14 protein-coding genes are annotated in these 10,681 nt (G+C 58.3%); 5 read left to right on the top strand and 9 right to left on the bottom strand.

What is annotated here, in order from left to right:
• The 4 genes from ACESNB_RS08930 to ACESNB_RS08945 form a co-directional block, all read right to left on the bottom strand.
• Positions 1-178, bottom strand: a 178-nt coding sequence (locus ACESNB_RS08930; protein WP_373006453.1) for a glycosyltransferase family 2 protein, incomplete at its 3' end; no start/stop codon positions are given.
• A 90-nt stretch (positions 179-268) separates the two neighbouring features.
• Positions 269-1,087 carry an SDR family NAD(P)-dependent oxidoreductase gene (locus ACESNB_RS08935; RefSeq protein ID WP_373006427.1) on the bottom strand — a complete coding sequence of 273 codons (819 nt, stop codon included), beginning with the start codon at positions 1,085-1,087 and terminating at the stop codon, positions 269-271.
• 341 nt (positions 1,088-1,428) lie between these two features.
• A complete protein-coding gene (locus ACESNB_RS08940; RefSeq protein ID WP_373006429.1) occupies positions 1,429-2,334 on the bottom strand; it encodes a class I SAM-dependent methyltransferase in 906 nt (301 codons plus the stop codon).
• Position 2,335: 1 nt separating this feature from the next.
• The gene (locus ACESNB_RS08945) at positions 2,336-2,704 is read right to left on the bottom strand and encodes a hypothetical protein (protein ID WP_373006431.1); all 369 of its coding nucleotides are present in this window, start codon (positions 2,702-2,704) and stop codon (positions 2,336-2,338) included.
• Between the two features lie 167 nt (positions 2,705-2,871).
• Here ACESNB_RS08945 and rpsD point away from each other — a divergent pair, with 167 nt between their 5' ends.
• On the top strand, positions 2,872-3,489 hold the full coding sequence (gene rpsD / locus ACESNB_RS08950; RefSeq protein WP_373006433.1) for a 30S ribosomal protein S4: 618 nt from the start codon (positions 2,872-2,874) through the stop codon (positions 3,487-3,489).
• A 75-nt stretch (positions 3,490-3,564) separates the two neighbouring features.
• Positions 3,565-4,392 carry a PPK2 family polyphosphate kinase gene (locus ACESNB_RS08955; protein ID WP_373006435.1) on the top strand — a complete coding sequence of 276 codons (828 nt, stop codon included), beginning with the start codon at positions 3,565-3,567 and terminating at the stop codon, positions 4,390-4,392.
• Here the strand turns inward: ACESNB_RS08955 and ACESNB_RS08960 are convergent.
• A complete protein-coding gene (locus tag ACESNB_RS08960; RefSeq protein WP_373006437.1) occupies positions 4,389-5,021 on the bottom strand; it encodes a head GIN domain-containing protein in 633 nt (210 codons plus the stop codon). The genes ACESNB_RS08955 and ACESNB_RS08960 overlap by 4 nt on opposite strands.
• Before the next feature lie 20 nt (positions 5,022-5,041).
• Complete coding sequence (locus tag ACESNB_RS08965) at positions 5,042-5,971, bottom strand: GIN domain-containing protein (protein WP_373006439.1); 930 nt, start codon at positions 5,969-5,971, stop codon at positions 5,042-5,044.
• Between the two features lie 87 nt (positions 5,972-6,058).
• Here ACESNB_RS08965 and ACESNB_RS08970 point away from each other — a divergent pair, with 87 nt between their 5' ends.
• The gene (locus ACESNB_RS08970) at positions 6,059-6,433 is read left to right on the top strand and encodes a hypothetical protein (RefSeq protein WP_373006441.1); all 375 of its coding nucleotides are present in this window, start codon (positions 6,059-6,061) and stop codon (positions 6,431-6,433) included.
• Here the strand turns inward: ACESNB_RS08970 and rimO are convergent.
• Positions 6,430-7,767, bottom strand: a complete 1,338-nt coding sequence (gene rimO, locus ACESNB_RS08975) for a 30S ribosomal protein S12 methylthiotransferase RimO (protein WP_373006443.1) — start codon at positions 7,765-7,767, stop codon at positions 6,430-6,432. The two genes, ACESNB_RS08970 and rimO, sit on opposite strands and share 4 nt — an antisense overlap.
• Positions 7,768-7,939: 172 nt before the next feature.
• Between rimO and ACESNB_RS08980 the strand changes: the two genes are divergently transcribed.
• Together ACESNB_RS08980 and ACESNB_RS08985 are read left to right on the top strand one after the other, a co-directional pair.
• A complete protein-coding gene (locus tag ACESNB_RS08980; RefSeq protein ID WP_373006445.1) occupies positions 7,940-8,200 on the top strand; it encodes a hypothetical protein in 261 nt (86 codons plus the stop codon).
• A 70-nt stretch (positions 8,201-8,270) separates the two neighbouring features.
• Positions 8,271-8,663, top strand: a complete 393-nt coding sequence (locus ACESNB_RS08985) for a hypothetical protein (RefSeq protein WP_373006447.1) — start codon at positions 8,271-8,273, stop codon at positions 8,661-8,663.
• 2 nt (positions 8,664-8,665) lie between these two features.
• Here ACESNB_RS08985 and grxD read toward each other — a convergent pair whose 3' ends face one another.
• Together grxD and ACESNB_RS08995 are read right to left on the bottom strand one after the other, a co-directional pair.
• The gene (grxD, locus tag ACESNB_RS08990) at positions 8,666-9,004 is read right to left on the bottom strand and encodes a Grx4 family monothiol glutaredoxin (protein ID WP_373006449.1); all 339 of its coding nucleotides are present in this window, start codon (positions 9,002-9,004) and stop codon (positions 8,666-8,668) included.
• 88 nt (positions 9,005-9,092) lie between these two features.
• The coding region (locus ACESNB_RS08995; RefSeq protein WP_373006451.1) for a M2 family metallopeptidase at positions 9,093-10,681 on the bottom strand (1,589 nt) is incomplete at its 5' end.

Below are 10,681 nucleotides of genomic sequence, written 5' to 3' on the forward strand. Positions count from 1 at the left end.
CGGAGTCGTCGGATGAGGCGTCGTCGATAACGATAACCTTCACGGGCAACGTTTGGCCAAGCGCACTCTGTACCGCCGCCTCGATGGTGCCCGTATTATTGTAGCAGGGAATTATTACAGTAACGTCCGCCAAATCTGACCCCGGAATTCTAGAACAATTGTGCAGGCTTAACTGCAAGACACAGACCGACTCGCGCTTTCGAGATCAAGAACAGGAACCATTCTCGAACGGGCGTGACGGCTATGACCGGCCTGCAGGCTTTTTGGATCAACGGGCCGTCATCGCCCCGTCGACGACGTGTTCCTGTCCGCTGATATAGCTGGAGGCATCGCTTGCGAGGAAGACCACGAGATCAGCAACTTCTTCTGGCCTGCCGGGACGGCCCATTGGCGTCGATTGCGAGGCGATTGCATGTGCATCCAGCGCATTGGCTCCTGCATGCGTTGCCAGCGCTGCCGCTTGATCGGCAGGCATGCTACCGGCCATGCGAGCGATGGACTTCTGCCAGATTGGAGTGTCGATGATCCCCGGATGTACTGAGTTCACTCGGATGGGGAATCCCATCTGAGCGCACTCGAGCGCCGCAGCCTTTGTGAACAGGCGGACACCGCCCTTGCTGGCGCAGTAGGCGCTGACCCCTGGGGCACCGCGAAGGCCTGCGACGGAAGACAGGTTAATGATGGAGCCGCCAGTTGTCTGCATCGCTTTCATGGCCGCTCGCGTTCCGAGGAAGACGCTATCCATGTTGACCGCCATCTGCTTTTGCCAATCGGCCAGGCTGAATTCGAGAATCGGGCCGCCAATCGCAATGCCCGCATTGTTCACCATCACAAAGGGTGTGCCCAGTTCGGTCTCACACAGGGACATTATGGCGTCCCAGCGATCTTCATCCGTGACGTCGTGATGGGCCCAGATGGCTTTGCCACCCTCAGTCTCAATCAGCGCAACGGTCTGCCTGGCGCCGGCGTCATCGATATCCGTTACCAGCACCGCGACCCCTTCGCGTGCCAGCCCCACGCAGCAGGCTCTGCCGATGCCACTGGCGCCACCGGTGACGATAGCCGTCCGTCCCTTCAGGTTTTTCATTGTCTTCCTCCCAACGTTGTTTGCTTGTTTTGTGCCGCAGCAGTAGCAGGCGTATGGCTCGGCACGCCAGTCAATTTGGTTGTTTTTCCCGCCGCTTATCCAAGGGTGGTGCGCAGCCGCCTATGGCGAATTAGCGATATCCACAGGCCCGCGTCAAAATGAGGTACGACCATGTCACGTCGCTATAGTGTGAAGTACAAGATCGACCGCCGGGTCCGAGACAATATTTGGGGCGGTCCAAAGTCCTCCTTCAGCAAACGCAAGAACTTACAGTTTCGTTGGGACGAGGCTGGCGCACCGGATGCATCTGCTGCGCCTTCGAGCAAAATCGACGTAGCGGCTCAGGCCGCCAGCGACGTTTTTTGTCCGCCTAGGTGCCACGCAACCGGATCTGACTGGTAATATAGAGGTGAGAGTGTTGAAATCTCGATACCCGCGTCACGAAACAGATCAGCGATTGTGTCCATGCCACTTTGATCTTGCGCCGCCAGCACCATTGCTTCGATACGCGCCGCATAAAGCGCGATCTCTGCGGATAGTTTCCCGGTGTTCTCGACCAGGTAGGCAGGCTCGAAGCGTTTCCAATTGTCGAGCAATTCACGAGAGAAGGAAAGCGCCCACGAAGTTGTTTCATCCTGTTCGCGAGCGTTGTGAAGGCGCTGCCAGGCTGCTTTGGCAGACATCTCTGTGGCAGAGGCGTCGACGCCGTCTTTGTGAGCAAGTGCAAGGTTTCTCATCGCGATGAGTATTCCATCGTTTGCATTGACTTCCATCAACCGCTGGACGCGCCGTTTTGCGTCCGCGATCGCTGGGCCGCTTGAGTTGTGAATGATGAGGCACAAGTGCCCTGAGGGTTTGAGGACCCTTGCGGCCTCTGCCGAGGCTTGCGCTACATCAGCGTATTCAAAGCCAAACTGAGACACTACCGCATCAAAAGTCGCAGCTTCAAAAGGCAGGGATTCCAGGTTGGTACTAGGGTGAAGTTGCACTCCCGGCAGGCGTGGCAAGCTGTTCGCAAAGTCGACACCGTCGATGCGCAGCGAAGGGCTTGAGGCCTGAATCTGCCGCGCAACGGTGCCTGCGCCGCAGGCCAGATCGATCACACGTTCGCCAGGACCGAGGCTGCGTGCAAACTCTAGCCATGTTGAAGGGAACGCCACCGGCCTTTGGCCCATAAAGCAGCTTTCGGTCATGCCGCCCGCCCAGTAACGGGTCCATGCTTCAGATTGTGCTGGTACTGTCTTCATACTAGCGCGCAGTCATTGCCCCATCGATACAGTGCTCCTGTCCGATGAGGTAACTGAAGGCAAGTGATGCGGGGGACACGATCAATTTGACGACCTCCTCTGGGCTGCCAGCGCGGCCTATGAGAGACGGCTGTGCGCCAATGGAGTCAACGTCCATCTTGTTTGAGTCGGAAAAAAAGGCCAGCTCTTGCGTCATTGTGTCCATCTTGGGCGGGATAGATTTCTGCCAGATCGGTGGATCGATGATGCTGGGGTGAACCACGTTCTCGCGAAGATTGAGCCCCATTGGTGCACACGCGATAGCCGCTGCTCGTCCTGCTTTGCTACCCGCGCCGTTCACCCTTGCCGTTTTGCCGTAGATTTGACCCATTCACCATCCTTCTGAGTTCCCCTGTTTGTAGCAGCGTTTCGGCTTGACGCACCAGTCAATTTGGTGTTCTACCCGCCGCTTATCTACGGGCTGGTGCGGAGCCGCCGTTGAGATCGTGGGTGCGAATACGCGCCGCCCACCGGCCCGCGTCGAAATGAGGTACTACCATGTCACGTCGCCACAGCGCGAAGTACAAGATCGACCGTCGGGTCGGCGAAAATATCTGGGGCCGCGCCAAATCCCCCTTCAATAAGCGCAACTACAAGCCCGGACAGCACGGCCAGAACCGTCGCAGCAAAGTCTCGGACTTCGGTATGCAGCTCATGGCGAAGCAAAAGCTCAAAGGCTACTACGGCGACATCACGGAGAAGCAGTTCTCCCGCGTGTACGTTGAAGCCAGCCGCATGAAGGGCAACGCCGCAGAAAACCTGATCGGCCTGCTGGAGTCGCGCCTTGAAGCCTTCGTCTATCGCGCGAAATTCGTGCCGACGATCTTCGCTGCACGCCAGTTCGTGAATCACGGCCACGTCACGGTCAACGGTCGGCGCTGCAATATCGGTTCAGCCCGCCTGAAGCCGGGCGATATCGTGCAAATCCGCGAAAAGTCACGCAATATCGCATTGGTTCTGGAAGCCCTTGGCAGCCCCGAACGCGATCTTCCAGAATATGTGGATGTTGACCCAAAAGCGATGTCGGCAACCTATGTCCGCGTGCCTGGTCTGGCTGACGTGCCATATCCAGTTCAGATGGAGCCAGCACAGGTCGTCGAATTCTATTCGTCGTAAGAGACCTGTTTTTCTTGAAGTTTTGGAAAGGCCGCGCCAGACTGGTGCGGCTTTTCTCGTTCCGGAGACCATTCAATGCCCATACCCAGCATTACTGCGACCCGACGGGCGCTCGTCGCCACACCCGGCAGGCCATTTGACCTCGCCTCGCGGGATTCAGGCGATAGATCACTGTTCGACGACAAGGAAACGGCGAAAACCAGTCTCAAGAAAGATGCGGCCGTCATCAACGAGTTGAAAGACAAGCTGTACGCCGAAAAGAAGCGGTCCCTGCTGGTCGTCCTGCAAGGCATGGATACGTCAGGGAAGTCTGGAACGATCAAAGGCGTGTTTTCCGATACGACGCCCCTCGGCATGGAAGTGAAGGCGTTCAAGGCGCCCAGCTCCAACGAATTGGCGCGTGACTATCTGTGGCGCGTTCACAATGCCGTTCCGGCCAAGGGGCGGATCGGCATTTTTGATCGATCGCATTATGAGGACGTGCTGGTGGTCAAGGTACGCGGTTTTGCAACGGCCGAGACAGTCGAGCAGCGCTACGGGCAGATCAACGCGTTCGAAAAGCACCTCGCCGAAAACGACGTGACCATTGTCAAATGCATGCTCAATGTTGGCCATGAGGAGCAGGGAATCCGTCTCGCCGAACGGCTGGAGGAGCCGCACAAGCTCTGGAAGTTCAATCCGACAGATCTCGAGGATCGCAAACTGTGGCCCGAATTCATGTCGGCATACGAAACGGCCGTTGCCCGCTGCTCGACCCGTCATGCGCCCTGGTATGTCATTCCGGCCGACAGTCGTACGCGGCGCAATGCCATGATTGCGCGCCTGGTGCGCGGCGCGCTTGAGGACATGAAGCTTGAATGGCCCGGCTCGAAATACAAGCCGGGCGAATTCAGTATCGGTTAGTGGAAGGTCGTCGAACCGCCGGAAACCGAGTGATTGGCCTCGCGGTCGGCTGGATCACCATAGATGTCGACGCTACCGCCGCTTGACGTATGACTCTTGGCCTCTGCTGATGCGTAGGCTGTGGCAGAGCCCCCGCTGGACGCGTTGGCAGCGGCCTTCTGACAAACTAGTTTTTTTGCAGATGCAGAGCCGCCCGAATTGGCCACGATTTTCAGCGAGCCGCACTTGCCTTCGGCCTTGATGCTGGCGCCGCTGGAGGCGTCGAGAACGAGGATATCGGAGTCAATGCCGGTTGCACGGATACTCGACCCGGAACTGGCCTCGATCTCTTCTAGGTGCGGCGAGGTTACGCGCACCTTGGCCCGGACCTTGTCTCTCCATCCAGATGTTGCCTTGCGTGCGATATAGAGCCGGGACCCATCCTGACGCAGCTTCATGTCGTCGGGGCCGCCCTGTTTGAAATCGATGACAACCATATAATCCGGTCCGGTCTCATAGGTGACGTCCACGCCTGCCGAGATATCGAGTTCGTCAAAGCCGGTGAAATCGTAGGTCTTCGTGCTGTCCGCGAGAGCGGCGCCGGGGGTGAGCAGGGTGAGGCAGAGGGCTGCCAGAATGGTCTTTCGCATGGGGTTGGCTCCTTGAGGATTTAGCCGTTGATTTCAATATCGCCGCCGCTGGACTTGCTCACGTTGCGCGATGGAGGGTTTCCAGCGACAGAGATGTCTGCGCCACTCGAGGCCTTCGCTTCGACACTGTCATTCAGAAATGCAGAGACGTCTGCGCCGCTGCTAGCGCGAATATCACCCGTTGCGCATTTGAGGTTGTGGGCTTCTACATCGGCGCTTGAGGACGCGGAGATTTCCAGCGCCTGACAGGTGCCCGAAAGCTCGACGTCCGCACTGGACGAAGCGTCAACGATCACTTTGGCCGCCCCCAGTGCTTTGACATTCACGTCGGCACTGGATGATGCGTCAAGGTCGAGCCGGCCGTCGCGAACAAGAGCGAGGGCATCGGCGCTGGAGGAAACGTCCAGTTTCAACGCGTGCGCCTCCAGGTTCGATGCGTCGAGGTCCGCGCTCGACGAGGCACGCAGGTCGACGTCTCCGGCGGTGCCGGACAAGACCAGTTCGGAACTGGATGAGACCGACCCGGAGAATGTCGGACTATCGAGACCCGTCGCGGTCATCGAGGATGAATTCGAAACGGATGCGTCTGCAAGTGCCGGTGCGATGACACGGACAGTATAAGCGGGCACTCGCTTTCCATTGACCTTGACGACCTTGCGTCCATTGTCGGACTTGACGGACACATTGCGTGACCAGCCGAACCCTTCGCGAAGACTGTTCCGACCGATCTCGAGCGTGTCACCAGATTGCTCGATATAGATATCGCTGAAGTCGCCGTTTTCCTCGTCCACGTGGATCGACGCAATCGGACCGGTTTCAAAGACGACATCAATCACGCCCCGGGTATCTATCCCGGTGAAGTCGCCAGCAGGATAGGACTTGGTGTCGGCACCTGCGAGCGGAGCCAGGATGGCGGCCAAGGCAAGTAAAGGCATTACGGGGCGGGTCATGAGGTTTCTCCGAGTTGATTTTAGTTGACTATGAAATATCGAAATACGATAAGTCAACATATTGTTTTTCAATAAGGAGCAGTATTCGTGAAACCAAGGACTTTTGCGTTTCTGGCTATCGCAGCCGCCAGCCTCTCTGCCTGTATCATCATCGATGCAGACGAATCCGAGCGTGCCACTTTTCATGTTTTGACCCAGTTCGGTCTGCCTCATCTGCAGTCTGCATCGATCGGGCAGGGCGCCGTAACTGTCGAAATTCCCGGTGCCTGCGCCACGAAGCAGAACGTCGAAGCGGAAGTCGACAAGGATGGTCGACGTCAATACGAGATCGGAGTCGACTATACAGACCAGGATTTCTGCAACGAGGATTCACCTGGATTGGCGCAGCTGAGCTGGACCTATGACGAACTCGGCATTCCGCACGAATCAATTGTGCGCGTGCTCAACAAGATCGCCCGCTAGGCAGGCTCGGCATAGAGATCATACTCGTCCGCATCAGTGATTCGGGCGGGGATGATGTCACCGGATTTCAGGTGGCCAGCATTGGACACGAAGACGACGGCATCGACTTCCGGGGCGTCTGCCTTGGTGCGCCCCAGCATTTCGCCGTCTTCTTCGCCCGGACCGTCGATAATCACATCCTGTGTCGTGCCGATCTGGGCCGCGGCACGTGCCGCGCTGACTTCGGCCTGAGTCTGCATGAAACGGTGCCAGCGGTCTTCCTTGATTTCTTCATCTACATGGCCGGGCAGGGCGCGACTGTCGGCATGAGCGACGTTCTCGTATTTGAAACAGCCGGCGCGGTCGATTCTGGCCTCACGGACGAAGTCGAGCAGTATCTGGAAGTCTTCCTCGGTTTCGCCAGGAAATCCGACAATGAAAGTCGAGCGAATGGCAAGATCGGGGACGTCGCGGCGCCACTGCCGAATCCGCTCGAGGACACGGTCCTGTTTCGCCGGGCGTTTCATCGCCTTCAGGACGTTGGCGGAGGCGTGCTGGAAGGGGATGTCGAGATAGGGCGTGATCAGCCCTTCCGCCATCAGCGGGATGATATTGTCCACATGGGGGTAGGGGTAGACATAGTGCATGCGCGTCCAGATGCCGAGACTGCCGAGCCCCTTGGCGAGATCGAGGAAGCGCGTTTCGTATTCGGTGCCGCGCCATGTCTCGGGCTTGTAGCGCACATCGAGTCCATAGGCCGACGTGTCCTGGCTGATCACGAGCAGTTCCTTCACACCGGCGCGGACGAGCTGTTCGGCTTCGGTGAGGACGTGGTGGATCGGCCGGGAGGCGAGATCGCCGCGCAGTTTCGGGATAATGCAGAAACTGCAGCGATTGTTGCAGCCTTCAGAAATCTTGAGATAGGCATAGTGGCGCGGCGTGAGGCGAATGCCGGACTCGGGAACGAGGTCGAAATGGGGGTTGTGTGGGGGTGTCAGGTGAGTGTGGACCGCCGCCATGACGTCTTCGTACTGGTGCGGGCCGGTGATGGCGAGCACCTTCGGATGCGCCTTCTGGATAACCTCCGGCTCAGCGCCGAGGCAGCCGGTAACGATGACCTTCCCGTTGGCCTGAATAGCTTCGCCGATCGCCTCAAGGCTTTCCTCGCGCGCGCTGTCGAGGAAGCCGCAGGTGTTGACCAGAACCAGGTCGGCGCCAGCATAGTCGGGCGCGATCTGGTAGCCCTCGGCGCGCAGGCGCGTGATGATGCGTTCGGAATCCACGAGGGCCTTCGGGCAGCCGAGGGACACGATGCCGACTTTCGGCGCGCTGGTGCTGAGTGTGGTTGTTGTCATGGCGGGCGCTTTAGCACATCGCGCGACGTTTGCGAGCCGATTGTCTCAGCATCGGACCTGTGCCTGTGGTCAATGCTGGGTAAACATGGTCGGCCACTTTTGCACATTTCGTTTTCGCGACGGAAAACACGCCTGTGCTACAAAACCCGCTGGAGGCGACGCGGAGGTTTCGATGGCAGGGTTTGGCGCAAGCGCGCTGTATTGGCTCGCATCCGGTGTGGGACTGTACCTGATCGGCTATGTGCTCGTGCGCTGGCGCAAATCTGCGCGAGCCTGCTACCCGATGCCATTCCCCCGGCGCAAGGGTTACTTGTCGGGCCTCCTGTTCAGCCTCATTGTTATGCTTGTGCCGCTCAGCCTGCGCCCGAACAATTGCGCGGGTTGCGCTCTCGCGGCGGCGCCGGACATGGTTGCGAGCCTCATAAGCAACTAGAAGGCCAAGCGGGTACAGTTCCGCGCCCAAATTTGCTATAAGCCTTCGCATTGCTGCGAAGGGGACTCGCATGGATCAACAGCCAGACTTCAAAAGGTTGCGCCTGCTGCAGGTTGGTGCGCTGCTCGCGGGCGCCGCGGTTTTCGTTTTGTCATTGTGGTTGATGGAACAATTCCAACAGCAGGAGCTCGTACCGGTCGTAGTGAGCTTCGCTTTTGCGGGCATCACTTTCAGCGGCCTGTTCTATTTCGGCGCCTTGCTGACCGAAGGGTCGTTGCAGAAATACATCATGTCCGATGACACGGTCATAAAGGGCGAGAGGGTCGAAATGGTGACGACCACGGCTTCATCGGGTGATCCGGAGATCGACAAATGGATCAGCACCTACGCGTTCACGCGCAACCTGTTCGGCATGTCGGTCACACCATTGCTGATCCTGGGTGGGCTTTACCTGTTCGCCTGAGATCAGGCCGCTTCGACTTCGACGCCCTTATCCTGGAAGAAGTCGCGCAGTTCACCGCTTTCGAACATTTCCTTGACGATGTCACAGCCGCCGACGAGCTCGCCCTTCACATAGAGCTGGGGAATGGTCGGCCATTGCGAATAGGCCTTGATGCCGTCGCGCACGGCGGCGTCTTCGAGCACGTTGGTCGAGACGTATTCAACGCCGAGATAGTCGAGGACCTGCACGACGACCGATGAGAAACCACATTGCGGGAATGTGGGCGTGCCCTTCATGAACAAGACGACGTCATTCGCTTTGACGGCTTTTTCGATGGCATCGAGTGTGGTCTGGTCGGTCATGGCAGGTTCCTGAAATACGTGTTCCCGGCTGATGTGTGGTGCGCGGCGGCCCTAGTCAAGCGGGCCACCGCGCACAATGATACTGCGGCTACTTGGAATCCGCCGCGTCCCAGCCGCACGACTGGCCGGCATTCTGGTCCTTGAGGTAGACCATCAGCGGGTCGAAATACTCGACAATTGCGCTGCCATCCATCTCACGCGTTCCGGTGAAGGATTCCAGGGCATCCGGCCAAGGCTTGGATGCGCCCATTTCCATCATCGCATTGAAGCGCTCGCCGACTTCCTTGTTATTGTAGATCGAACACCGATGAAGCGGGCCTTCCCAGCCTGCCTGTTCGCAGGCCGCTTTGTGGAACTGGAACTGCATCACGTAGGACAGGAAGTAGCGCAAGTAAGGCGTATTGCCTGGAATGTGGTATTTCGCTCCTGGGTCGAATGCGTCGGTGGGGCGTTCGCCGGGCGGCACGATACCCTGCATTTCGAGGCGTTTGGCCCACCAGGCATCATTATAGTCTTCCGGCGCGGTTTTGCCGGACAGGACGTCCCAGCGCCAGCCATCGACGGTCAGCGCGAAGGGCAGGAAGGCGACCTTCTTGAGGGCGAGATTAAGCAGAAGCGCTGTGTCAGCGTCTGCTGGCGGCATTTCGCTCTCATCGATCAAACCGATCTGCTTCAGGTATCCCGGTGTGATGGACAAGCCGATGAAATCGCCGATGGCTTCGTGGAACCCATCGTGGGCACCATCCTTGAAGAGCAGGTCCTGATCCTTGTAAGCGCGTTGGTAGAAATTGTGTCCGAGTTCGTGGTGCACCGTGTCGAAGTCTTCCTCATTAACCTCGGTGCACATCTTGATGCGCAAGTCGTCCTTGTTGTCGAGGTCCCAGGCCGACGCGTGGCAGACGACTTCGCGTCCTTCCGGACGGGTGATCATGGAGCGTTCCCAGAACGTGGCAGGAAGTGGCGCGAGCCCGAGCGATGTGAAGAAACCTTCGCCGGTCTTGACCATCTTGACCGGGTCATAGCCTTTTTCGACCAGCCGCGCAGACAGATCATAGCTCGGGCCCGGCGTATCGGTCTTCACGACATCATAGATACCTGACCAGTCCTGCGCCCACATGTTGCCAAGGAGGTCAGCGCGGATGGGCCCGGTCTTGGGCTGAACTTCATCGCCATACTGCGCGTTGAGCCTGTTGCGGGTATAACAGTGGAGCTCTTTGTAGAGCGGCTCAACCTGTCCCCAGAGGCGATCGACTTCTGTTTCCATCTCTTCGGGAGCCATGTCGTAGTTCGACAGCCACATCTGGTCGAGGCTTGAGTAGCCAAGTTCCCGGGCTCCCTCATTGGCGATCTCCACCATGCGGGCATAGTCATCCTTCATGGCGGGAGAGACCGTACGCCAGCCTTCCCAGACGGCTTTCAACTCTTCCGGATCGCGCGAGGTTTCGATGATCGTGGAAAGCTCGTCCAGCGTCAGGTCCTTGCCCTTGTAGTTGAACGTACCGGTTCCATATGCCGCGTCGAGACCCGTCGTGATATTGGCGAGCTCTTCGGCTGCACCTTCGGTGGAAGGGGCCGGGATCGTGATGCCGGCGCGCAGGCGGGTCATCTTGCGAGCAAGTTCCGGGGGCAGGTCGGCGAGATTGAATTTCTTGGATTCATTCGCGAGCGACACGGCCA

It is taken from the genome of Hyphomonas sp. (genome assembly GCF_041689225.1).
GTDB lineage: Bacteria > Pseudomonadota > Alphaproteobacteria > Caulobacterales > Hyphomonadaceae > Hyphomonas.